Genomic DNA, 22,944 nt, shown 5'->3' on the forward strand with positions numbered 1-22,944 from the left:
CCCCTCTTGGTTTGTCAACCGTTTCCCCTCACGTTTTCCCGCCCCTTGCCTCTTGCCCCGCGCCTCTCGCCGTATTCTGACGGCTGGCGATTTCCCGGCTGAGGTACCGCCAGACCTTGTCCAAGGCCTGGTCCAGCAGATCGCCGGCCTTCCACGCGGCGCGGTTCTCGGCCGCGTGCCGCTCCGCCCAGTCGAGGGCCAGCGGAAGCGGGATGAACCGGACCGGTCCGCCGACCAGGTGCGACCAGACGAGCCCCAGCACCGTGCTCATCCGCACCGGGACCGGCAGCCACCGGACGGGATTGGCGACGACGTCCTGGCAGAGCTCCGGCGGCGTCGTCACCAACAGCTCGCGGCAGGCGGCCGGGCGGTCCTCGTAAATGGAGCAGACCTCCTGCTCCAGGAAGGGGCAGGGCAGCCGCAGGGCGTAGTACCGCCGGTTGGTGGATTCCATCTCTTCGTCCCTCAACTGCCGGTCGGTCTCGGCGATCTCGGTCAGGTGGGCGAGCAGGCCGGCTCGCTCGAGCCCGGCTCGTGTCTCGGCCACCCGCCGCAACGTGGCCTGGCGCCCGGCTTCCGGCAGGCGGGCGACCGTCTCCCGCAGGGCGAAGGCCTCCGGGGCCGAGACCGGGACCAACATGCGGCAGCAGGCCGCGCACCCCTTCTTGCAGGACACCGGCTGACCGGCGGCCAGGGCCTCGCGCTCCTCCAGTTCCATGGCCTGTTCGCTCAGGCGGCGCAGCGGGGCGACCAGGTCGGTCACGGGCACGAAGCCGGTGGAGACGTCGATCGAGGCCGTGACGGGCCCGGCCGGCGTGTTCAGCGACACGTCGTACCGTTCGGTCGTTTTTCCTTCTGTCATGGTGGTCTGCCGGTGATAGGTGACGGGTGATCGGTAAAGGCGTTGCTCAGGCTAGGGGCAAGGGGCCAGAGGCTAGAGGATTGGGTCCGCCTCTTCGCCCCGCGCCACGAGCCTGTTTTAGACGTCACTCGCCACCGATCACCCTTCACCCATCAATGCTCTGCCGTCCGTGGCCCATCATAGGGGAGACCCGGCGGACGGTCAAGCAACCAGCAGGCGCGGACAGCAGGCAGTAGGCAGGAGGCAACGAATGGGCTAAGATTGCCTCCATGCGTGTGTCGGGCCATCTGCTCGGGCTCCTCAAGGCCTACATGCAGGACCTGGTTGAGCAGGCCCGCCAGGAAGTGCAGGCCAACCGGCCGTTCGGCTTCGACTCGCCCGCCTACAGACCCGATCAGGCTCTCGGCGACCTGCTCGCGATCCTGGACGACCGGATCGAATCGGAAGGGGTGCAAGTGGGTCTGCCCGAAGGGTTCCTGCACGAGATGTGGACGATCTGCAACGACGCACAGTCCTTCGTCCGGGATCGCGTCTGGCTGGAAGCCAACGTGGGCGGTCAGGCCGGCTCCAAGGCCAGGATCAGGGAGCTCGCCTACCGGGCGCTGATCGAGTTTATTGAGGCGCGCGACGGGGAAGCCGGCTCGTGACCGGGCTGAGCCGGCGCGGCGGCCCGTTCGGCAAGGCGATCCTCATTGGCCTGGCGGCGGGTCTCTGCTTTGGAGCGGCGGAGCATTCCGCGTCGGCTCTTGAAGAGCCACCACCGGCCGGGGCCGGTCCACGGCCGATGATCCGGCTGCTCCCGGTGGTTGAGACAGGCCTCAGCAACCCCCTCTTCGTGACCCACGCAGGGGACGGAAGCGGACGCCTGTTCATCGTCGAGCAGCCTGGGCGCATCCGCATCGTTCGGAACGGCCGACTGCGGGAACGACCGTTCCTCGACCTGACCGGGAGGGTCCGGTTTGGAGAGGAGCGGGGTCTTCTCGGGCTGGCCTTCCATCCCGCCTATGTCCGGAACGGCCGGTTTGTCGTGAACTACACTCGCGCGCCGGATGGAGCGACCGTGATCGCCGAATACAGGGTCTCCGAAGATTCCGACCTCGCCCTGCAGACCGAGAAGGTGCTCCTCGTGGTCCCGCAGCCGTACCCCAATCACAATGGCGGGATGGCGGAGTTCGGTCCGGACGGGTACCTGTATGCCGGGCTCGGCGACGGCGGGGCAGGGGGCGATCCGGAAAACCGGGGACAGAACCGGCAGGAGCTGCTCGGGAAGATTCTGAGGATTGACGTGGATAGAGGAACGCCCTACGCCATTCCGCCCGACAATCCGTTCGCGGCCGGCGGCGGCCGGCCGGAAATCTTCGCCCTCGGCTTCCGGAATCCCTGGCGCTTTTCCTTCGATCGCGCCACCGGCGCCCTGTGGGTCGCCGATGTCGGCCAGGACGACTGGGAAGAGGTTGACCTCGTCCGGCCCGGAGGCAACTACGGCTGGCGGATCATGGAGGGGGCCCACTGCTTCCTGCCCCGAACCGGCTGCCCAACGGAGGGGCTGGTCCTGCCGGTTGCGGAATATGCCAACCGGGGCTCCCGCTGTTCGATCATCGGGGGCTACGTGTACCGGGGAAGCCGGATCAAGGGGCTCGTGGGCGTCTACGTGTACGGCGACTATTGCAGCGGAGAAATTTTCGGCCTGCGGGACGGGCAGCCGCAGGTGCTCCTGTCCAGCGGCCTGAAGATTTCGTCGTTCGGGCAGGACCAGGCGGGGGAGCTTTACGTGGTGGGGCACGAAGGGACGGTGAACCGGATCGCGGAAGCGTCACGATGACTCACAGCTTGCCGGTGAGGCTGTAGACGAGGATCCCGGCCACCTCGATAAGAGCCAGGGTATTGAGGTAGAGGGCTTCTACGCTCGGCAAAAAATCGAAGAGGTCCGCGTCCCACGCATCCTCCGGCCTGTTCTGCATGTAATAGCCGCAGGGATAGGAGGTCGTATCGAGACCTTGCTTGCGGAAGAGGCCTAGCGCCCGCGGCATATGGCTGGCGGAGGTGACCAACAGGACCGAGGCGTCGCCCAAGGCCAGACGCGCTTGGGCGGCGTTTTCATAGGTGTTCCGGGAACGTGTTTCGACCAGGATCGCCTGCTCGGGCACGCCGAGCCGCACGGCGAGATCCTTCATCACCACGGCTTCTTCCGCCCCTTCCCCGATGATGCTGGCGTCTCCGCCGGCGAAAAGCACTTTCGGGGCCAGGCCCTGGGTAAAGAGGGTCGTGGCGCACAGGGTCCGCCGGATACTCGAGATCGAGGGCTCATCACTCGGCCTGAGGGAGCCACGAGTTTCTGCCCCCCCTCCGAGCGCGACGATCACATCGAAGTGCTTGCCCGTGCCGGGATCGAATGGAGGAGCCTGCGCCTCCACGAGTCCCATCAGGACATGCGAGGCAAGGGGGGTTCCCAGTAGATATAAAAGCAAGAGGGAAGAGACGATCAGGCGCCGTGCCCACCGAAGCCGCTCCGACGACTGTTGTGATGTGCGCAGGAGCACCCAGGACAACCCGAGTCCCCCAAAAATCCAAGTTAGCGGATAGATTCCATATTTGGCCAATTTGTAAAGCCCGTAGAGGAAGGGAGAAAGCTCCATGATCGTCGCTCCGTTCGAGGCTGGCAATGACGTCTGAAAACCGGTTCGTTTTCGGCCTGCTGACCTTGCGCCCGCGTCTGCGGTCCGGCAACCTTTCCAACGATTTGCCGACAGGAGTACGATGGGTCCTGCGCCATCGCGCAAGACGGGCCGACTGTCCGCCATTCTTCCGTCGCGTGGCAGGATAGCACTCCCGCGACGGTCGGACAAGGAACAGGGCGACAGGCTCACCTGACCCTGTAGGTCGAGCGGATCCTTGGCGGGGAAGACGGTGCAGGAGGTGCCAATGTCCAGAGAGCGGCGGTATTGGTTGGTGAAATCCGAGCCTGGCGCGTTTTCCATTCAGGACCTCCGTCGGGCGCCGGACCAGACGACCTGCTGGGACGGCGTGCGCAACTACCAGGCACGCAATTACATGAAGGCGATGAAGGTGGGAGATCAGGTCCTGTTCTACCACAGCAACGCCGATCCACCGGCCGTGGTCGGTGTGGCGGAGGTCGTGCGAGCCGCCTACCCGGATCATACCGCGTTCGACCGGCAGGATAAACACTTCGACCCCGGCAGCGATCCGGCAAAACCGACCTGGTTCATGGTGGACATCCGTCTGCTCCGGATCTTTCCACATCCGATCCCGTTGAGCGCTCTGCGGAAAGAGCCGGGCTTGAAGCAGATGGAGCTGCTCCGCAAGGGCTCCCGTCTGTCCGTCCAGCCGGTGCGTCCCGACGAGTGGAAGCTTCTCCTAAAGCTGGCTGGGGCGTGACGTTCGCGCGCGAGGGTTTTCTCCGCTCGCCAGGAACAATCATATGGCGAGCGGTCCCAGCAAGCTATCTAAGCTTACTTGAGGCAAAGGAACTCTCCGCCCGCATGTGATCGAAGCGGGCGTTGGAATGAAGCAGCACGTGAGGGTTTCTCCGCCGCGCACAAGAAAAATAGCGCGTCGGTACACGCAAGCGAGGGATGGTGGGCCGTGTAGGAGTCGAACCTACGGCCCGCTGATTAAGAGTCAGCTGCTCTACCAGCTGAGCTAACGGCCCACCGAATCTGAAGAGTGAAACGTAAAACGTGAGAAGTTGGGAGAAGGAATTGTTCCTCCCACGTCTCACCTTTCACGTCTAACGGTTTGTTGGCGCGCCTGACAGGATTTGAACCTGTGGCCCCTAGCTCCGGAGGCTAGTGCTCTATCCACTGAGCTACAGGCGCATCCCTGTTCAGCCCGGAAGCTCGCTACCTTAGCACACCCGCTCCAGCCCTGTCTAGACCGTGACGCAGTGGAGAAGGGCAGTCGAGGTCTGGCTGAAGCGCTCCGGCGAAGGAGGGCGTCCGCTGCCTCAGTTGGCGGGCAGCCGCTCCGACAAAAAGCCGTACGGGAGCAGAACCTCGTCGCCGGCTGCGCCGGTGGCTCGATGGAGGAGGACGAGCGCCGCGGCCTCCCGCTCCGCCAGCCCCTGCTCCTCGCGACGGAGCCGGCTGGGTAATCGCACAACAGGCACGGCTGTCTGGACCGAACAAGCCCCTTCGACGAGGCCGTCCGCCTCGACGGGGATGCCCATCATCCGGCAGGTGACGGGGCGGAAGGCATAAATCCGGCAGCTGCCGTCAGGGGCCAAGGCCGGACAGGGGAGGTGGGCGAACCGTTCGACCAGGACGTCCAGGTCGGCTTCGCTCCACTCGTCGAGGAACGGCGACTCACGCAGACGCGGGAATTCGGCCTCGATCGTGGAAACCTGGCGGCTGGCCTGAGCGCGAATCCCGCGGCGAACCGATTCGGCCAGGGAAGCCAGGCCGCGCTGCAGCTCGGCGGCGTCCACGAGCGTAATTGCAAAGGGGCCGATGCAGCATTGGCTGCAGCCCCGCCCGCAGGGGAGGGCGCCCAGCGACGCAGCTCGCGCCCGCACGAACCACTGCTCGGCCCGGCTGAAGAGCCGCTCGCGTCGCTCTGGGGAGGAGGTCTTGGAGCCGCGATCAGGCGTGGTCGATTTCCGAGCCGGCGTCCTGCATGTCGACGACGAGCTCGCCCTTGGGGGAAAAAAATCCCTGCCCGTCCACTTGGACGATGCCGTTGCAGTTCTCCTGGAAAAACTCCAGGACCCAGCCGTTGAAGTCGTACCCTTCTTCGGAGGTATCGCTCTTGACGAGGCGGGTGGTCACGATGAACCGGGCGCGCGTCACGAACTCGCGCGCCAATTGGGCTTCAACGTCGTCGTAGATCGAGAGCCGCTCCAGAAAGCCCGCTTGCTCCTTGTCGAAGACGTCCTTGTAGCTGCCCCGGTCCCTGACGCAGAAGAGCTGGACGGGTCTCCGCTCACGGTTGTATCCGAGAGTGACCTGCACCCAGGCCCAGTCGTCGAGCGCCGCCGGGTCCATCTTGGGGATCAGCGGCAACTGGCCTTTTGATTTCAGGAAGTCGAGCAACAGTCGGAGGGGTGGGGAATTTTCACGACAGCAGAAGACCCGGCAGTAGACGTACTCCTCTCCCGCCCCAGACGGCTGTGGCTCCGGGCTGGCAGGCAGAACCGGCAGTTCCTTGGCCATGCGCGTTTGTGGATCTCCTTGCCGGGATGGTTCAAGCCCGGCGGGACCTTACTCTACTCCCTCGGACGGAAGGGTTCAAGCCCGCCTCCGAGCCCGTCGTTCCCTCGGCCAGTCGCGCTTTTTGTGGTTGACAGGGTAGGGGACTTTCGTTACACTCTCGTCCGATTTTACCGGATGAACCCGGCTGGTTCGGGCTCGTCCGGCCGACGCTGAAGACACGATTCCCACGCGCCGATTTCACCGGGAACCGGCTCTAGCAGTTCACCTTTTTGACATCCTGAGGAGGTCCGTATGGCAAAATCGATGACGAAGTCCCAGATTGCCGATCACCTGGCTGGGAAAGCCGGGATCACGAAGAAAGCGGCTGGACAGATCCTGGACGATCTGGCCGCCGTCGCGTACAAGGAGGCCAAAGGCGGCCGTCCCTTTGTGATCCCCGGAGTCGGCAAGCTGGTGCTGGCCAACAGGAAAGCGCGCATGGGGCGCAATCCTCAAACCGGTGAGGCGATCAAGATTCCGGCCAAGCGGGTGGTGAAGTTCCGCGTGGCCAAAGCGGCGAAGGACGCCATCCTCGGCAGGCGCTGACGCTGGCGTTGACAACTTCTCCCGTTCAGGGGCCGGCTCGCCAAGAAGACGAGCCGGCCCCTCGTTTTTTTTGAGCCGACCCTCCACACTCCCGGGCGGCGAACGCCGGTCAGAACGTCGGGGCCAGGCCGCTGCCTCCCATCCCATCGTGGGCGACCAGCTTGACCGCATCGCCGTCCTGCACGACCGTATCCTCGCTGGCGATGCGCTTGTTGACCGTGACCAGCAGCTTCTTCTGCTTCATCAGGTCGAGAACCGGACGGAGCGGCTCGCCCTGCCGCTGGATGAGCTGGCGGACCGTCAAAGGGCCGGAGACCTTGCAGGCCAGATCGCGCTCCCCGTCCGTCGTCTGCAACTGGCCCATCAGCATGATCGTCACCATGGCGACTCCTCATTCCGCTTGCGGGACGAAGGCGATGATCCGCACCGGTCCCCCTGTGCCGCCCTTGATCTTGATTGGCAGGGCGAACACGGTCGCACCGCGCGGGGGGACTTGCTCTAGCTTCGCCACGTTTTCGAGGGCGTAGACATCGGCGCCGTTCAACACGCGGTGAGTCGGGAAGTCTCGGGATCGGCCGGGATCGATGCTCGCTGTGTCGATGCCTGCCCCGCGGACCGCGCGGCGGGTGACCAGAAACTCCGCGGCGTCCCGGGAAAGTCCAGGAAAGTGGAGGGTGAGCGGGTCCTCGGGGGTGTCGCTGCCCAGGTAGCGCTTCTTGTCCGGCCACCGCTGCCCCCATCCGGACAGCATGAACACGATCGCTCCGTCCGGAATGCGGCCATGTCTGGCCTCCCACGCCTGGATGTCGGCGACCGTCATTTCATAGTCCGGGTTGTCGGCGCACTGTGCCCGGACATCAATCACCACCGCCGGTCCGGTCAGCCGCTCCAACGGGATCTGATCCACCGTGCTCCGGTCGCGGCCGAAATGAATGGGGGCATCGATGTGGGTCCCGCCGTGCTCGGAGGCCGAGAAGTCGGCCGATGCGTACCAGTACCCCCCATCGGTCATCCCCCAACTGGTTCTCGCCCATTGGAATTGCTTGTTGTGCGGCCAGTAGATCGTGTCTTGGTCAAAGGCGTGAGTGAGATCTATCAGGGATTGAGGCCGCGTTGTCATGCAGGCCGTGAGGGCTCCCATCATAAGAGACCAGAGGAAAAGCCTGGTGAGAAGGCGCCCGGAATGCCCGTTCATGGCATGCACTCTCCTTCGGCGACAGTCAGAAAAAGCGTTGAGGCTGCTTTTCTTTCCACGACGATTTCGATAACATACACGACTTCATCGGGGGAAAAGCAAGAGGGAGGAGGCGCGTGCAGTTCATCGAAACCGAATTGAAGGGCGTTATTTTGGTCGAGGTAGATGTCCACAAGGACCCGCGCGGGTTCTTTTTGGAAATATGCCATGCCAAGAAATACGCGGCTGGAGGCATTCCCGGTCCCTTCGTGCAACATAATTTCTCAAAATCTTTTCAAGGGACAATACGGGGGCTGCACTATCAACTCGATCATGCGCAGGGGAAGCTGGTCACGGTGGTGGAAGGCAAGGTCTTTGACGTAGCCGTGGACATCCGAAGAGGATCGCCGTCGTTCGGCAAGTGGGTAGGCTTCGAACTCTCGGTAGAAAACGGGCGCCAACTGTATATCCCGACAGGCTTTGCGCATGGCTTCTGCGTGCTCAGTGAAACGGCCGGCTTGATTTACAACTGCACGGACTTCTATTCGCCGCGCGACGAGCGCGGCATCATCTGGAACGATCCCGCCATCGGCATCCGCTGGCCGTTGTCTGCCCCTCTGCTCTCCGCGAAGGACCAAGCCTACAAGACCCTTGCCGAGATGACCGGCGACTTGCCTCTGTACGAAGGCTGATCGGTTTCCCATCTGTTGGGGGCGAAACGAACGGGGAGATGGTCCTCGAAGCCACCGGCGGTCGGCGTGCGCGGCCGGCAGCTGATGACCCGTTGACAGGACACGGGTAACCATAGTAAATAGGATTTATTCCTACAAAGGATTCATATGGAACTGAGCTTGGAAGAGATACGGGAACGGTTCCGGGGTCGCGGGCTGAAGCTGACCCCTCAGCGGCTCGCGATCTATCGGGCGCTGGCCGGAACCACCAGCCACCCGACCGCGGAGGATCTGTTCCGGCAGGTCAGGAAGCAGCACCCCATGATCTCCCCCAACACGGTCTATTACACGCTGGGGGCGCTGCGCGCGGCCGGGCTCGTGCACGAAGTGAACTATTGGCACGACCGGGCCCGGTTCGACGCCAACATCAGCCTCCACCATCACCTGATCTGCTTGGGGTGCCGGAAGATCCGGGATTTGACGGATCCTTCGTTGGACCGGCTCTCGGCCGGGGAGCGGGCTCAAGCCGGATTCCAGGTGGTCGGCCATCGAGTGGAATTTCATGGATACTGCGCGGCCTGCCGCCGTCGGAGGCCGCGCGGAGCGCGAGTCGCTCAACGGACGCGGCAGTAACCCTTTATTGTATTCAGGAGGAGGGCAGCATGGGCAAGAGTCTGAAAGGGACCAAGAGCCACGAGAATCTCAAGCAGGCGTTCGCGGGGGAGTCCCAGGCGAACCGCCGGTATCTCTATTTCGCGCGGCGGGCGGACATCGAGGGGTACCCGGACATCGGCGGGCTGTTCCGCGACACCTCCGAGGCGGAGACCGGCCATGCCTTCGGCCACCTGGACTTCCTCAAGGAGGTCGGGGACCCGGCGACGGGCGTGCCGATCGGCAATACCGACGCGAACCTGAAGTCGGCGATCGAGGGGGAAACCTACGAATATACGCAGATGTATCCGGGCATGGCCAAGACCGCCAGGGAAGAGGGCTTCCCGGAGCTGGCCGAGTGGTTTGAGACCCTGGCCAAGGCCGAGCGGTCGCATGCCAACCGGTTTACGAAGGGTCTGGACAGCCTGAAGCAGGCTTGATCCGTCGCTGCGATTCGGCGGGGGCGAGCCGCCTCACCCCCGCCGCCCGCTCTCCACGGCACATCGCATGAAGGGGTTCGATCTCATCACGCCAGGCTGGGGCCGCCCCCAACTGGAACGGGAAGCGTTGCGCGTCTACGAGGTCTGCGACGGGTGCCGGCGCTGCTTCAACCTGTGCCCGTCCTTCAACACGCTCTTCGACCGGATCGACGTGCACGAGAGCGATCTCGGCAAGCTGGCTCCGGCCGACTTCGAGCGGGTCGTGCACGAGTGTTATTACTGCAAGCTCTGCTACAACCACTGTCCTTACACGCCCCCGCACCAGTACGGGATCGACTTTCCGCGTCTGATGATCGCCTGGAAGAAGCAACTGGCCGGCGAGCAGGGAGTCCGCTGGCGCGACCGGCTGCTGGTCAAGACCGACCTGATCGGGAAGATGGGCAGTCTCACGGCGGCGGTCACCAACCGGCTGCTGCGGCTGCAAGGGCTGCGCCCCTGGATCGAGCGGCTCGTGGGGATCCATCGGGACCGAGACGTGCTGGCCTTCCAGGCCGAGACCTTCACGCGCTGGTGGAGCCGGCGGGGAAGGCCGAGGGCAGGACCGGGGGGGAAAGGCAAGGTCGCGCTCTTCGCCGGCTGCCTGGTCAACTATCAGGCGACCGACGTCGGCAAAGCCGCGGTCCAGGTGCTGGAGAAGAACGGGGTCGAGGTCGTGCTGCCGGAGCAGCGGTGCTGCGGCATGCCGGCCTTCGACATCGCGGACACCGGCGCGATGGTCGAGGCAGGCAGGGCGAATCTGCGGTCGCTGCGGCCTTGGCTGGACGCCGGTTACGACGTGGTGGTGCCGGTGCCGAGCTGCAGCCTGATGCTCAAGCGGGAGTACCCGTATCTCCTGCCCGGAGAGGAGACGACCCGGCTGTCCCAGCGGACCTTCGACATCTGCGAATACCTGATGCGGATGAAGCGCGCGGGAACCTTGGCCCTGGACTTCACGAACAAGCCCGGGCTGGTCGCCTATCAGATTCCCTGCCACCTGCGGGATCAGAACATCGGGTTCAAGTCCAAGGAGCTGATGGAGCTGGCCGGAGCCAAGGTCGAGCTGGTCGAGCGCTGCTCGGGGCACGACGGGACCTGGGGCGCCAAGGTCGAATTCTTCGACCTCTCCATGAAGATCGCCCGGAAGGCGCTGCGGGAGATCGAACAGCACCCGGCGGACCTCGTCGCTTCGGACTGTCCGCTGGCCGCCCTCCAACTGGACCAGGCTGGGGCCAGGGAGCACGCGGCCGGCCGGCGCGTCCTGCACCCGATCCAGATCGTTCGCGATGCCTACGGGTTGTCCCGGTGAAGCCCTTGACCAAGGATGATCTGATCCCCTACGCGGAGTACGAACGGGTGCGCGATTCGTTCCGCCAGCGGATCATCGCGCTCAAGCGGCGGCGGCGCATCTCGGTGGGCGAGAAGATCACGCTCCTGTTCGAAAACCGCGAGACGATCCAGTTCCAGATCCAGGAGATGATCCGGACGGAGCGGATCGTCGACGACGCGAAGGTCCAGGACGAGCTGGACGTGTACAACGCCCAGCTCCCCGGCGAGGGGGAGCTGAGCGCGACGCTCTTCATCGAGATCACAGAATCCGAGCGGATCAAGGAGGAGATGGACGCGTTTCAGGGTCTCGATCGCGGGGAGAAGGTCGCGCTCGAAGCCGGTCCCCACCGGATCTTCGGGGGCTTTGAGGGCGGGCACAGCAAGGAGGACAAGATCAGCGCCGTCCATTTCGTCCGCTTTCGTCCGACCGGGGAGTTTCTCGGCGAGTTGAGGCGCCGCGGCGGCCCCCTGTCGGTCGTCGTCGCCCACCCCAATTATCGGGCTCGGGCGCCGGTTCCTGAGGCCATGCGGCAGGAATGGCTGCAGGATTTGGGGCTGGCAGGGGCGGCCTTGTCCCGGCCCGGTTGACTTCCCCCCTGACCGGCCTTATAGTTTCACTTGCGCGTTCGGAAACCGTCCGTTCACGGGAACCAGGGAGAGAGGGCGATGATCACCATCACGGCCAAGGCCGAAGAGAAGATCAAGGAATTGATGAAGGAAGAGAAGGACGTCCTCGGTCTGCGGATCTATGTGCGGGGCGGCGGCTGCCACGGCTATCAGTACGGGATGTCGTTCGAAGACAAGATGGGCGACGACGACACGGTCATCGAGCAGGGGGGCGTGAAGGTGCTCCTGGACTCGCAGAGCGCTCCGCTGCTCCAAGGCGCGGAAGTGGACTACGTGGACAGCTTGCAAGGCTCCGGGTTCTCGGTCAAGAATCCGCAGGCCAAGACCACCTGCGGCTGCGGCAGCTCCTTCAGCGCCTGAGTTTTTTGGTTTTAAGCGCAAGGGCCGGGATCGTCCCCTCGTCGGGGCCGACGATCCCGGCCTTTGTGTCAGGAGCGGACACGGGATGGCCCAGGTTCTGCTGACCAAGCGGATCGAATTTGCGGCGGCGCACCGGTACCACAACGAGGCCTGGGATGCCGCCCGCAACCGGGCCGTGTTCGGGGCCTGCAACAACGAACCGGGGCACGGCCACAACTACCTGTTGGAAGTCACCGTGGGCGGGGAGGTGGACGGACGGACCGGCATGGTGGTCAATCTCTACGATCTCAAGCGGGTGCTCAAACAGGTCCTGGAGGCGTTCGATCACAAGCACCTGAACCTCGACACGCCCTACTTCACCCGCTCCATCCCGACGACCGAAAACCTGGCCCTGGTCCTCTGGAATCTCCTGGCCGCTCGTGCGGAAATCGGGCGTCTCGTGAAGGTCAGGCTGTTCGAGGACGACGACCTCTGTGCGGAGGTCACGGGGCCGGGCCCGGAGGCCTCGCTGACCCGCCGATACCATTTTTCCGCGGCCCACCGGCTGGCTTCCCCCAAACTGTCGGGGGCGGACAGCCAGCGGCTGTTCGGATCGTGTCTGACCGACGAGGGGCACGGCCACAACTACGTGCTGCACGTGACCGTCTGCGGCAAGATCCATCCGGAAACCGGCATGGTCACGGACCTCCGCGCCCTCGACGCCGCGGTGCAGGATCGGGTCGTCCGGCGGTTCGACCACCGGGACCTCAACCAGGACCCGGATCTGGCCGATCGCGCGGCGACGGGCGAGAACCTCGTACGGTTGGTCTGGGATCTTCTGGTGAAAGCGCTCCCGGCCGGCCGGCTGGAGAAGGTCGGCTTGGCCGAGACCAGGGATACGTATTTCGAGTATGCCGGCTAGCCGGGCGAGCCTGCCCACCCCCTGAGCAGGTGGTCGTTGATGAGCGCCGCGAGTTCATCCGCGTCGAGCTTCCCTTCGCGGCTGACCAGCAATGTTCCCTTCGAAAACAGGTGGGTCGTCGGGTAGGTCTCGAACTGGTGCCGCTTCTTGATCTCGCGGCACCGGCCGGGGACGTGCATCTTGGCCTTGCCGATCCGCACTTGAGCGAAGCGCGACGCGGTTTCCTCCAGGATTGGGTCGTAGGCGTTGCAGGGTTCGCAGGAGGCGATCCCGTAGGCCACGACCGCCGCGGAAGCCTGCGTGAACTCCTCGTAGTTGGCGTCGTGGACGTCTTCCACCGTGCCGCTCACCGGATTCCCTCGACGGGCAGGTGTGGGGGAGGTCCCGGCGGAGCCTCCCCCGAGATTCGGTCAGCCGAGATTCTTCAGGACCGCCAAGATCTCCTTGTCGTCGCGGGCGGTCTTGATCTCCTGCACCTTCACGTAGGCCACCTTGCCGCTCTTGTCCACGATCACAGTGGCGCGCTTCGCGCAGTTCAGGGGCTCGAAGTAGAGGCCGTAGGCCTTGGACACGGTGCGGTGCATGTCGGCCAGCAGGCGGTGCTTGAGGCCGAGCGAATCGGCCCAGGCTTTGTGGGAGAAGAAGCTGTCGGTGCTGATGCCGAAGATCTCCGCGTTCGCGGACTGGAAGTTGGGCATGTCGTCGGTCAAGCACTTGTTCTCCCCCGTGCAGACCGGGCTCCAGTCCAGAGGGTAGAACGCGAGGACGACGTTCTTCTTCCCGAGGTACTCGCTCAGCTTCACGTCCTTCTGGTCCTGGTCCTTCAGGGTGAAGTCGGGGGCGGAATCTCCGACCTTTATCTCTGGTGCCACGTCACCGGCCATGTGTAACCTCCTTAGAGATGAGGGTTGGGATTGGTCGTCTGAAAGCCGAATCGGAGCTTGTGTGGTAGCACGGCGTTTGAAAGTTTGTCAATTGCCCAAAAGACCTACGGCCAACACACTTTCGGCCTGTAAAATCCAATGGTTGTGACGGTCACCAAGAGACTTCCCGATGGGCGATCGGCCCCTCGGGAGAAGGGCGAGTTCCGTGCCGCACGATCTGAACGGTCACCCCGAGAAGCGGAAAGGTCAGGGAGGCCCCAACCTTCAACTGGGGACGGCTCCTGACGATCTCGTCCGCCAGATCGGCGAGCCGGTCCAGGGTCGGCTGGCTTGGGAGGCCGACGGGCCGGAATGTTTCCAGTTCGTCCAGCCCGAACTTGGTCAGCCCCTTCGTGCAATACCGGTCCCGCCCGGCCTCGAAGCGATCCGCCTGTTCAACGGAGACATGATCGCCGGTGACGAACCGCTCGAGCGGCCGGTCCCGCCAGTCGGAAGGATTCCAATAGGCCTGCGTTGCCGGATCGTAGGCGGTCCCCTCGGTCAGCAGGGATAGCCCGCGCGCCAGCCTGGCTGCGTGCAGGACGAGATCGGCCGCTCCGCCGGTCGCGGGCAGGACCAGCCCGATCATGGTGTGTCCCCACCCCAGCCGATCCTTCCAGACCTCGGCCTCGGCGGTCGGGAGCGAACGGCGGAGCGTCGCGGTCCAGGGACCGTGCGTCGCCAGGACCGGGGCGACGGGGTCGTTCATGGCCTCGGCTCCTGCCTTGAACGTGAGCGGTCCCCCGTACTCGAGGTTGAACCAGCACTGAAGATCGGTCAGGGAAGGAGGCTCGCCCCGGTAGCCGATGACGTAAGCGGGACGAGAAGAGCGTGGCGGCTTGGGCAGCTTGCGGCGGATCTTCATGGGCTCAGAGCCGGACCGGGGCCGGAACGGAGCGGGAGGTGCGGGTTACCGACGGTCCTTGCGCGCCTTACGCCGGTCTTCCGGATTGAGGAGACGCTTGCGAATCCTGAGGCTCTGGGGCGTCACCTCCACCAGCTCGTCGGACCCGAGGTATTCGAGGGCGAACTCCAGGGTCATCTGGCGGGGCGGGGTCAAGACCAGCGCCTCGTCGGAGCCGGAGGCGCGCATGTTGGTCAGATGCTTGGTCTTGCAGACGTTCACGTCGAGATCCTCCGCCCGGCTGTTCTCGCCGACCACCATGCCTTGATAGACCTCCACGCCCGGTCCGATGAAGAGGCTGCCCCGCTCCTGAATCATGTAGAGGCCGTAGGCGTTGCTGGTTCCGTCCTCGAACGCGACGAGCGAGCCGTGCGGCGACACGGCCAGGGCCCGCTGGTCGGCCGCCTCATAGCGCTGGAAGACGTGGTGCAGGATGGCGGTTCCCCGGGTCTTGGTGGCGAGCACGTTCTTGAGGCCGATCACGCCGCGGGTCGGAATGTGGTATTCGAGGTGCATCTCGCTGGCCCCTCCGTCCGAGTGGATCAGCTTCATGTGACGCAACTCGCCCCGCCGAGCCCCCACCTCCTCAATGACGGCCCCCTGATACTCGGCCGGCACGTCGATGGTCAGCTCCTCGTAAGGCTCCATCAGGGTGCCGTTTTCCTCGTGCAGGATGACCTCCGGCTGCGAGACCTGCAATTCGTAGCCTTCGCGCCGCATCTGCTCGATCAGCACGGAGAGGTGCAGCTCCCCCCGGCCGGCCACCAGGAACCGGTCCGGGCTGTCGGTCTCCTGCACGCGCAGGGACACGTTCGTTTCCAGCTCCTTGAAGAGCCGCTCCCGCAGGTGGCGGGAAGTCAGGAATTTCCCCTCACGGCCGGCGAAGGGGCTGTTGTTGACCGAAAAAGTCATCTGGACGGTCGGCTCGTCGATCGCGACGGGCGGCAGAGCGACCGGATGTTCCGGGTCCGCGATGGTCTCCCCGATCCCGATCTCCGGCAGGCCCGCCACGGCCACGATCTCGCCGGCCTCGGCCCGCTCCACCTCCGCCCGCTCCAGACCGGAGAAGGCCGCCAGGTCCGTCACCTTGCCAGCCAGGAGGGCGCCGTCCCGCCTGATCTGCACGACGCTCTGGCGCCGCGCGATCGAGCCGGACTGGATCTTGCCGATCCCCATCTTGCCTTTGTAGGAGTCGTAGGCCAGGGCCAGGACCAGGATCTGGAGGGGCGCGTCGGCCCGGATCGTCGGCGCGGGGATCTGCTCGAGGATCGTGTCCAGCAGCGGCGCGATGTCCGCGCCGGGCTTGTTCACGTCCAGGGTCGCCGTGCCGTTGATCGCGGAGGTGTAGACGATCGGAAAGTCCAGTTGCTCGTTCGTCGCGCCCAGGTGGACGAACAGGTCGAACGTGCGGTTGAGGACGTCGTCCACCACCGCGTCCGGCCGGTCGATCTTGTTGATGACCACGATGGCCCGGTGGCCCAGCCCCAGCGCCTTGCGCAGCACGAACGTGGTCTGGGGCATGGGCCCCTCCTTGGCGTCCACCAGCAGGAGGACTCCGTCCACCATCTTGAGGGTCCGCTCGACCTCGCCGCCGAAGTCCGCGTGTCCCGGCGTGTCCACGATGTTGATCTTCACGCCCCGGTACGTGACGCTGGCGTTCTTGGCGCGGATCGTGATGCCCCGCTCGCGCTCCTGGTCCATGGAATCCAGAATCCGCTCGCCCATCTCGTCGATCTTCCGATGGGCGTGGGTCTGCCGCAGCAGCGCGTCCACGAGCGTGGTCTTGCCGTGGTCCACGTGGGCGATGATCGCGATGTTCCGGATGTCGTCCCGCCGGCCGGGAGCCGCTGTTCGCTGGTCCATGAAGGGGGTCCACCCTCGGCAAAAAAAAGACGCCGGCTCGCGGCGTCTGACCGACAGTATACGCGATCGGGCCGCGAAAAGACAAGGCGCCGGATCCGGGCGAGCTTGAGTTTTCGGGGATGGCATTGTATGGTACACCATTGCCCGCCTTCGCATCCTCGTGGAGTTCTCCGGGTTGGAGTCCAGGCGCCATGTTGCTCGATGACCTGCCCAGAAGGCGCTCGTCTGCGCGTCGCCGGTGGAAGATCCTGCTCTTGCTCCTGCTGGCCACGGGCGGGTTTCTGGCCGGCGGCGTCGCCCTGGCGGTGTGGTATGCCTCCCGGGACATTCCTCCGCTGGATGCCCTGCAGAGCTACCAGCCGAGCCTCGTGAGCCGGGTCTACTCGGACGACCGCCAGGTCATCGGGCAGTACTACGTCGAGCGGCGCATCCTGACCCCGCTCGACGACGTGCCGCCGAACCTGGTCCATGCCGTCATCGCGGTGGAGGATGCGCGGTTCTTCGAGCATCCCGGCCTCGACGTCGTCGGGATCCTCCGGGCGGTCGTGACCAACCTGCGGCGGGGCGGGCGAGTGGAAGGCGCCAGCACGATCACCCAGCAGCTGGCCCGATCCCTCTTCCTGACGCCGGAGCGCACCTACGCCAGGAAGATCAAAGAGCTGATCCTGGCCTACAAGATCGAGCTGGTCCTGACCAAGGAACAGATCCTCGAGATGTACCTGAACCAGATCTATTTCGGCCAGGGCGCCTACGGGGTGGCGGCTGCGGCGCAGACCTACTTCGGGAAGGAGCTGGCCGAACTGAGCCTGGCGGAGTCCGCCCTGCTGGCCGGGCTGCCCAAGTCCCCGAACAACTACTCGCCGCTCAAAAATCCGGAGCGGGCCAAGCGGCGCCAGGAGCACGTGTTGGCCCGGATGGAGGAAGCCGGATTCATCACGCCGGAAGAGCGGCAGGAGGCCGCGGCCCAGACCCTGTCCTTCCGCCGGACGGTGACCGAGCCGATTGCGGCCTACTTCATCGAGTACGTCCGCCAGCACGTGGTGGCCCAGTACGGCGAGGAGATGGTCTACAAGGGCGGGCTGGCCTTGTACACCACGCTCAACGTGGAGATGCAGAAGGCCGCCGAACAGGCCGTCCGGGACGGGCTGCGCCAGATCGACAAGCGGCAGGGGTGGCGGGGCCCGATCGGCAAGCAGGACTTCACGGGCCTGCTCCCCCAGGCGACTACCACGCCGCCACCCTCGCTCAAGGAAGGCGATTTCCTGCAGGGGGTGGTCACCAAGATCGCCAAGGATCACGTGCAGGTGCTGGCGGGCACGACCCTGGGCAGCCTGTCCTTCGACGACATGGCCTGGGCCAAGCGGCGGCTGCGGGGGAGGGACCCGTCCAAGGACTTCACGGTCGTCGCCAACGTCAAGCAGTTGGTCAAGCCCGGCGACGTGATCGAAGTGGCGGTCAAGAAGATCGAGCGGGACGGGGTGCGGTTCCGGCTGGAGCAGACGCCGACCGTGGAGGGAGGGCTGCTCGCCCTCGATCCGCGGACCGGCGCCATCCGGGCGATGGTCGGGGGGTACGACTTCGCGCGCAGCGAGTACAACCGGGCGGTGATCGCGCACCGGCAGCCTGGTTCCGCGTTCAAGCCCATCATCTACGCGACGGCCATGGACCAGGGCCTGAGCCCGGCCACGGTCGTGCTGGACGCGCCGGTCGTCTACGAGAACGAGGACCCGGAAAAGACCTGGAAGCCGGAGAATTACGAGAAGCGCTTCTACGGGACGATCAGCCTGCGCGAAGCCCTCATCCACTCGCGCAACCTGGCCACCGTCCGACTCCTCGAGCGGGTCGGCGTCGGGAACGTCATCGAGTTCGCCAGGACGGTCGGCATCGCCAGCCCGCTCAACCGGGACCTGTCGCTGGCCTTGGGCTCCTCGAGCGTGACCCTGCTCGAGCTGACTTCCGCCTACGGCGTCTTCGCCAACCAGGGTCTCAGGCTGGAGCCCTACGCGGTGGCCCGGGTCGAGGATAAGGACGGGGTGGTGCTGGAGCAGCAGCTGTTCGAGCCCCGGCAGGTCATCTCCCGGGAGACGGCCTACCTGATCACGAACATGATGGAGGACGTGATCCAGAAGGGCACCGCGGTGGCGGCCAAGTCCATCGAGCGGCCCCTCGCGGGCAAGACCGGCACGACCAACGACTATACGGACGCCTGGTTCCTCGGGTTCACGCCGAACCTGGTCGTCGGCGTCTGGGTCGGATTCGACGACATCCGGCCCCTGGGTGAGACCGAATCGGGCGCGCACGCAGCCCTGCCGATCTGGATCGAGTTCGTGAAGCAGGTGCTTCCTCTGATCCAGGACGCGACCTTCGAAATTCCCGAAGAAATCGTGTTCGTGAAGGTGGACCCGGCGACGGGTCTCCTGGCGCAGGACCAGCAAAGCGACCAGGGGACGGTCGAGATCTTTGCCAGGGGGACGGAGCCGACCGAGACCCCGCCCCAGCGGATCGATCCGGCGGATTTCTACAAGCTGGATCAGCTCGGAGAGGGAGCGGCGGCTGCAGCCCCGCGGTAGGGGAGCGTCCAGCGGACGGTTCTTGCCATGAGCTCCAGGCTGTTCGCTCTTGTTTTCAGCCCTTCGCGTCCTGGTACTCCTCGTGCCAGGCCATCTGGATCGCTTCCAGGATCTTCTCGTTCGACTTTTTGGGGTCGTCCCTGAACTCCGGCAGCGACGTGATCCACGCGTGCATGTCGGTGAAGCGCACGGTCAGCGGGTCCGTGTCCGGGTGCGCCTCCAGCAGCCGGATGGCGATCTCCTCTGCATCCTGCCATTTCAGATCCATTGGCAACTCCCCAAGAGCCTATGGCGTATGGCATATAGCTGATGGTCGGTTTCTGAAGCCATCGGCCATAAGCCATTGGCCATTCGCTCCTTGTCTACGGCAGTTCCGAGAGCCTCTTGTTCTCCAGCGCTTCCTTCAACGTCGTGTCCATCAGCACTTCCGCCAGGTGGTGCGTCGCCTTCTCCACGTCGGCGATGGACGCCCGGATGGCCCGGTGATCCTCGCCGGCCATGGCGGTCCTCAGGGCCGCGAGCGACGTCTGGATGGAGGCGGCCTCCTCGGGGCCGATCAGGCGGCCGCCGAGCTTCAAGGCCTTCTCCGTGGCCCGCAGAATCGCCTCCCCCTCGGTCCGGGCCTCGATGAGCTGGCGGGCCTTCAGGTCGTCGTCGGCGAACTTGAAGGATTCGCCGATCATCCGCTCCACTTCCTCCTCCGACAGGCCGTAAGACGGCTTGACCTCGATGGACTGGGTCTGGCCGGTCCGCACGTCCTTGGCGGTCACGTTCAGAATGCCGTTGGCGTCGATCAGGAACATGACCTCGATCCGCGGGACGCCGGCCGGGAGCGGCGGCACCTTGAACTGGAACCGGGCCAGGCTGCGGTTGTCCCTGGCCAGCTCGCGCTCCCCCTGGAGCACGTGGATGTCCACGGAGGTCTGTCCGTCCACGTAGGTCGTGAACATCTCCTTGGCCGCGGCGGGGATCGTCGTGTTCCGGCGGATCAGCGTGCTCATGACGCCGCCCATCGTCTCGATGCCCAGGGAGAGCGGCGTCACGTCCAGCAGCAGCATGTCCTGGGTCCCGCCGCTCAGGATGTCGGCCTGCACGGCTGCGCCGAGCGCCACGACCTCGTCCGGATTCAGCTCGCTGTGCGGCACCCTGCCGAACAGATCCTCAACGCGGCGCCGGACCAGGGGCATGCGGGTCGAGCCCCCGACCAGCACGACCTCGTCGATTTCCGACGGCTGGAGACCCGCGTCCTTCAGAGCGAGCCGGCAGGGGCCGAGCGTCTGTTCGACGAGGTCCATCGTCAGGGCCTCGAGCTGCTCCCTCGTGATCTCCCGTCTGAACGTTCCGTTCGGCTCCGGTAAGTCGACCACCGCCGTCGTCTTCTGCTCGTCCGAGAGCCGGATCTTGGTTCGCTCCGCCTCCAGCCGGAGGGCCTGCATGTGGTCGGGATGCTTTTCCAGATCCAGGCCGTGCTTCACCCGGACCTCCGTGAGGAACAGGTCTGCCACCCGCCGGTCGAAGTCGTCGCCCCCCAGATGGGTGTTGCCGTTGGTGGCCAGGACCTCGAAGATCCCGTCCTTGAGCTTCAGGATCGAGATGTCGAACGTGCCCCCGCCCAAGTCGTAGACGGCGATGACCCCCTGGGTGCGCTTCTGCAGGCCGTAGGCGAGCGAGGCGGCGGTGGGCTCGTTGACGATGCGAAGGACCTCCAGCCCGGCGATCAGCCCGGCGTCCTTCGTCGCCTGCCGCTGGCTGTCGTTGAAGTAGGCGGGGACCGTGATGACGGCCTTTCGGATCTCCTCGCCCAGGTGCTCCTCGGCCCGGTTCTTGAGCTCCTTCAGGATCATGGCCGAGATCTGGGGCGGAGAGTAGGATTTCCCGCCGATCTGGATGCGGATGACCCCGCCCTGTTCCTGCAGGCGATACGGGAAGTACTTGAGCTCCTCGGCCACGTCTCCCAGGCTCTTGCCCATGAACCGCTTGACCGAGTAGATCGTCCGTTCGGGGTTGCGGACGAGGTGCTCCTTGGCCGGGTCCCCGACGATGAGCCCGTTGTCGGTCATGGCGACGACGGACGGGACCATGGTCCGGCCGTTTCGCCCGGGGATGACGCGGGGCGTCTGCCCGTCCATGTAGGCGATCAGGGAGTTGGTCGTGCCGAGATCAATGCCGACGATGCGTGCCATGGGGTTGCGAGCTCTATCCGGGCGGATCAGGCGGTCGTCGCGACGAGATCGTTGACGATGTTCCGCAGGTAAGTCCGGTTCGAGAGGAGCTCCCGCATCTCCTTGAGCGCGGTCTCCTTCTCGGCCTGCAGCGGCTGGGTCGCTCCGGTCTGCCGCTGCCGGAGCTGGAGGGAATCCCAGACGGTGAACAGCTCGAAGAGCCGGGCCTCCATCTCCCGCTGCCGCCGCTCCAACGCCTCGCGCTCCCCGGCCAGCCTGGCCCGCAGCCGCTCCGTCCCGGCCTGATCCAGCGCAACCGTTCCGGAGCGATAGGTCTCCAGGTCCTCCTGGAGGGCCAGGATCTCCTCGAACAGGTCGGCGGGCGGCGAGTTCCGGATGTCCTTGGCCGAGCCGGCTTCCAGCCGCAGGAGGTATTCGGCCCGCTGGATCGGGTCCTTCAAGGTCCGGTAGGCCGTGTTCAGCAGGGCGGAGTTCTCCAGACTGATGGCCTGTTCGGTCTCCGTCTTGGTCTGGAAGAAGTCGGGGTGGAACGACCGGCTGAGCTGGTAGAATTTGGCCTCCAGGGCCGCCGGATCGATGGTGAGCAGCCGGGGCAGGCCCAGGCAGGTGAAGTAATCGAGCTCCTTGGAGAGGGGCTGGACCTTCACGCACTGCTCGCAGAAATATTCCCCGGTGACCTCGGACTGACAGTGCCAGCACATGCTCCGGGCCATCTGGAGCTCGGTGCGTCTGGGCCGGGTTTTGGAGACGTCGCTCATGGTCGCTCAGATGATCGCTATCAGCATTCAGCTCTCAGTTCTCGGCCTCACCCCACCCAACCCCTCCCCCGAAAGGGGGGAGGGGAGAGGTATAAGGGGACATTGGTCACGAAGGGAGGGAACGGGCGGCGGGTCAGGCCGAGAAGGACTCGCCGCAGCCGCAGGTCTTTTGAGCGTTGGGGTTCACGAACTTGAACGCTCCGCCCATCAGGTCCTTGTGGAAATCGAGCTGGGTGCCCTGCAGGTAGATGGCGCTCTTGGCGTCCACGATGATCTTGACGCCGTCGAATTCGTAGACGGTGTCGTGCTGGCCGATCCTGTCGTCGAAGTTGATCGTGTAGCTCAGCCCCGAGCATCCGCCGCCCTTGACGCCCACCCGGAGGCCGCCCTCCGTGACGCCCTGGATGTTCATCAGGCGCTTCACTTCCTTGAGCGCCGCCTCGCTCAGCGTGATCACCGGCGCGTTGGTCTCGGTCTTCGTCGCGTCCATCGTCGTTCCCTCACTTCAAGTCCGTCTTCTTCTTGTAATCCGCCAGCGCCGCCTTGATCGCATCCTCGGCCAGCACCGAGCAATGGATCTTGACCGGCGGCAGGTTCAACTCCTGCACGATGTCGGTGTTCTTGATCTTCTGGGCCTCCTCGACCGTCCTGCCCTTCAGCCATTCGGTGGCCAGGCTGGAGCTGGCGATCGCGGAGCCGCACCCGAAGGTCTTGAACTTCGCGTCCACGATCCGGTCGTCCTGCACCTTGATCTGCAGCTTCATGACGTCGCCGCACTCCGGCGCACCGACGATGCCGGTCCCAACGTCTTTATCGTCCTTGGGAAGGCTCCCCATGTTCCGCGGGTTGTTGAAATGGTCCACGACCTTGTCGCTGTATGCCATGACTTCCTCCCTCGTTCCCCGTCGCCTGTGAAGCGTCGTCCGTTGCCCGCGAGCC

The 22,944-nt window shown here is 65.0% G+C and carries 27 protein-coding genes and 2 tRNA genes; 12 read left to right on the plus strand and 17 right to left on the minus strand.

Annotated features, from left to right (window positions below):
- Positions 1-28: 28 nt before the first annotated feature.
- Entirely contained in the window at positions 29-862 is an 834-nt protein-coding gene (locus AB1411_09235) for a YkgJ family cysteine cluster protein (protein MEW6543783.1), read from the minus strand.
- Between the two features lie 269 nt (positions 863-1,131).
- Between AB1411_09235 and AB1411_09240 the strand changes: the two genes are divergently transcribed.
- Complete coding sequence (locus AB1411_09240) at positions 1,132-1,509, plus strand: hypothetical protein (GenBank protein MEW6543784.1); 378 nt, start codon at positions 1,132-1,134, stop codon at positions 1,507-1,509.
- On the plus strand, positions 1,506-2,684 hold the full coding sequence (locus AB1411_09245; protein ID MEW6543785.1) for a PQQ-dependent sugar dehydrogenase: 1,179 nt from the start codon (positions 1,506-1,508) through the stop codon (positions 2,682-2,684). Before AB1411_09240 ends, AB1411_09245 begins: the two co-directional genes overlap by 4 nt.
- Before the next feature lies 1 nt (position 2,685).
- Here the strand turns inward: AB1411_09245 and AB1411_09250 are convergent, their stop codons facing one another.
- Entirely contained in the window at positions 2,686-3,285 is a 600-nt protein-coding gene (locus AB1411_09250) for a YdcF family protein (protein MEW6543786.1), read from the minus strand.
- A gap of 499 nt (positions 3,286-3,784) precedes the next feature.
- Here AB1411_09250 and AB1411_09255 point away from each other — a divergent pair, with 499 nt between their 5' ends.
- Positions 3,785-4,258 carry an EVE domain-containing protein gene (locus AB1411_09255; GenBank protein ID MEW6543787.1) on the plus strand — a complete coding sequence of 158 codons (474 nt, stop codon included), beginning with the start codon at positions 3,785-3,787 and terminating at the stop codon, positions 4,256-4,258.
- A 198-nt stretch (positions 4,259-4,456) separates the two neighbouring features.
- On the opposite strand, the gene AB1411_09260 is transcribed toward AB1411_09255, so the two are convergent.
- The 4 genes from AB1411_09260 to AB1411_09275 form a co-directional block, all read right to left on the minus strand.
- Positions 4,457-4,532, minus strand: a tRNA-Lys gene (locus tag AB1411_09260).
- Between the two features lie 90 nt (positions 4,533-4,622).
- Positions 4,623-4,698, minus strand: a tRNA-Arg gene (locus AB1411_09265).
- 128 nt (positions 4,699-4,826) lie between these two features.
- Positions 4,827-5,393: a YkgJ family cysteine cluster protein gene (locus tag AB1411_09270; protein ID MEW6543788.1), complete on the minus strand. Its 567-nt coding sequence runs from the start codon at positions 5,391-5,393 to the stop codon at positions 4,827-4,829.
- Positions 5,394-5,460: 67 nt separating this feature from the next.
- Positions 5,461-6,030 carry a hypothetical protein gene (locus AB1411_09275; GenBank protein ID MEW6543789.1) on the minus strand — a complete coding sequence of 190 codons (570 nt, stop codon included), beginning with the start codon at positions 6,028-6,030 and terminating at the stop codon, positions 5,461-5,463.
- A gap of 291 nt (positions 6,031-6,321) precedes the next feature.
- Between AB1411_09275 and AB1411_09280 the strand changes: the two genes are divergently transcribed.
- Positions 6,322-6,615, plus strand: coding sequence for an HU family DNA-binding protein (locus tag AB1411_09280; GenBank protein MEW6543790.1), 294 nt, complete (start codon positions 6,322-6,324; stop codon positions 6,613-6,615).
- Positions 6,616-6,724: 109 nt separating this feature from the next.
- Here AB1411_09280 and AB1411_09285 read toward each other — a convergent pair whose 3' ends face one another.
- Positions 6,725-6,997: a MoaD/ThiS family protein gene (locus AB1411_09285; GenBank protein ID MEW6543791.1), complete on the minus strand. Its 273-nt coding sequence runs from the start codon at positions 6,995-6,997 to the stop codon at positions 6,725-6,727.
- A 9-nt stretch (positions 6,998-7,006) separates the two neighbouring features.
- Positions 7,007-7,810, minus strand: coding sequence for a cyclase family protein (locus AB1411_09290; GenBank protein ID MEW6543792.1), 804 nt, complete (start codon positions 7,808-7,810; stop codon positions 7,007-7,009).
- A 116-nt stretch (positions 7,811-7,926) separates the two neighbouring features.
- Between AB1411_09290 and rfbC the strand changes: the two genes are divergently transcribed.
- From rfbC to AB1411_09325, 7 genes are all read left to right on the plus strand, one after another.
- The gene (gene rfbC, locus AB1411_09295) at positions 7,927-8,481 is read left to right on the plus strand and encodes a dTDP-4-dehydrorhamnose 3,5-epimerase (protein MEW6543793.1); all 555 of its coding nucleotides are present in this window, start codon (positions 7,927-7,929) and stop codon (positions 8,479-8,481) included.
- A 147-nt stretch (positions 8,482-8,628) separates the two neighbouring features.
- Positions 8,629-9,093: a Fur family transcriptional regulator gene (locus AB1411_09300; protein MEW6543794.1), complete on the plus strand. Its 465-nt coding sequence runs from the start codon at positions 8,629-8,631 to the stop codon at positions 9,091-9,093.
- A gap of 29 nt (positions 9,094-9,122) precedes the next feature.
- Positions 9,123-9,551 (plus strand): rubrerythrin family protein, encoded by a 429-nt coding sequence (locus AB1411_09305; protein ID MEW6543795.1) that lies wholly within the window; start codon positions 9,123-9,125, stop codon positions 9,549-9,551.
- A gap of 67 nt (positions 9,552-9,618) precedes the next feature.
- Positions 9,619-10,896 (plus strand): heterodisulfide reductase-related iron-sulfur binding cluster, encoded by a 1,278-nt coding sequence (locus AB1411_09310; protein ID MEW6543796.1) that lies wholly within the window; start codon positions 9,619-9,621, stop codon positions 10,894-10,896.
- A gap of 5 nt (positions 10,897-10,901) precedes the next feature.
- A complete protein-coding gene (locus tag AB1411_09315) occupies positions 10,902-11,504 on the plus strand; it encodes a DUF3501 family protein (protein MEW6543797.1) in 603 nt (200 codons plus the stop codon).
- A gap of 78 nt (positions 11,505-11,582) precedes the next feature.
- Positions 11,583-11,903, plus strand: a complete 321-nt coding sequence (gene erpA / locus AB1411_09320) for an iron-sulfur cluster insertion protein ErpA (protein ID MEW6543798.1) — start codon at positions 11,583-11,585, stop codon at positions 11,901-11,903.
- An 85-nt stretch (positions 11,904-11,988) separates the two neighbouring features.
- A complete protein-coding gene (locus AB1411_09325; GenBank protein MEW6543799.1) occupies positions 11,989-12,804 on the plus strand; it encodes a 6-carboxytetrahydropterin synthase in 816 nt (271 codons plus the stop codon).
- Here AB1411_09325 and AB1411_09330 read toward each other — a convergent pair.
- From AB1411_09330 to typA, 4 genes are all read right to left on the minus strand, one after another.
- The gene (locus AB1411_09330; GenBank protein ID MEW6543800.1) at positions 12,801-13,154 is read right to left on the minus strand and encodes a thioredoxin family protein; all 354 of its coding nucleotides are present in this window, start codon (positions 13,152-13,154) and stop codon (positions 12,801-12,803) included. The two genes, AB1411_09325 and AB1411_09330, sit on opposite strands and share 4 nt — an antisense overlap.
- 60 nt (positions 13,155-13,214) lie before the next feature.
- Positions 13,215-13,688: a peroxiredoxin gene (locus AB1411_09335; protein MEW6543801.1), complete on the minus strand. Its 474-nt coding sequence runs from the start codon at positions 13,686-13,688 to the stop codon at positions 13,215-13,217.
- A 151-nt stretch (positions 13,689-13,839) separates the two neighbouring features.
- The gene (locus AB1411_09340; GenBank protein ID MEW6543802.1) at positions 13,840-14,592 is read right to left on the minus strand and encodes a hypothetical protein; all 753 of its coding nucleotides are present in this window, start codon (positions 14,590-14,592) and stop codon (positions 13,840-13,842) included.
- Between the two features lie 45 nt (positions 14,593-14,637).
- A complete protein-coding gene (gene typA, locus AB1411_09345) occupies positions 14,638-16,494 on the minus strand; it encodes a translational GTPase TypA (protein MEW6543803.1) in 1,857 nt (618 codons plus the stop codon).
- Between the two features lie 191 nt (positions 16,495-16,685).
- Here typA and AB1411_09350 point away from each other — a divergent pair, with 191 nt between their 5' ends.
- The gene (locus tag AB1411_09350; GenBank protein MEW6543804.1) at positions 16,686-19,064 is read left to right on the plus strand and encodes a PBP1A family penicillin-binding protein; all 2,379 of its coding nucleotides are present in this window, start codon (positions 16,686-16,688) and stop codon (positions 19,062-19,064) included.
- 55 nt (positions 19,065-19,119) lie between these two features.
- On the opposite strand, the gene iscX is transcribed toward AB1411_09350, so the two are convergent.
- The 5 genes from iscX to iscU all read right to left on the minus strand — a co-directional run bounded on the left by iscX (position 19,120) and on the right by iscU (position 22,889).
- Entirely contained in the window at positions 19,120-19,332 is a 213-nt protein-coding gene (gene iscX / locus AB1411_09355; GenBank protein ID MEW6543805.1) for a Fe-S cluster assembly protein IscX, read from the minus strand.
- Between the two features lie 94 nt (positions 19,333-19,426).
- Complete coding sequence (gene dnaK / locus AB1411_09360) at positions 19,427-21,247, minus strand: molecular chaperone DnaK (protein MEW6543806.1); 1,821 nt, start codon at positions 21,245-21,247, stop codon at positions 19,427-19,429.
- Between the two features lie 26 nt (positions 21,248-21,273).
- Positions 21,274-22,005, minus strand: coding sequence for a Fe-S protein assembly co-chaperone HscB (gene hscB, locus AB1411_09365; protein MEW6543807.1), 732 nt, complete (start codon positions 22,003-22,005; stop codon positions 21,274-21,276).
- 133 nt (positions 22,006-22,138) lie between these two features.
- A complete protein-coding gene (locus AB1411_09370; GenBank protein ID MEW6543808.1) occupies positions 22,139-22,495 on the minus strand; it encodes an iron-sulfur cluster assembly accessory protein in 357 nt (118 codons plus the stop codon).
- 10 nt (positions 22,496-22,505) lie between these two features.
- Positions 22,506-22,889, minus strand: coding sequence for a Fe-S cluster assembly scaffold IscU (gene iscU / locus AB1411_09375; GenBank protein MEW6543809.1), 384 nt, complete (start codon positions 22,887-22,889; stop codon positions 22,506-22,508).
- Positions 22,890-22,944 lie beyond the last annotated feature (55 nt).

The organism is Nitrospirota bacterium, assembly GCA_040757595.1.
Lineage (GTDB): Bacteria > Nitrospirota > Nitrospiria > Nitrospirales > Nitrospiraceae > JBFLWP01.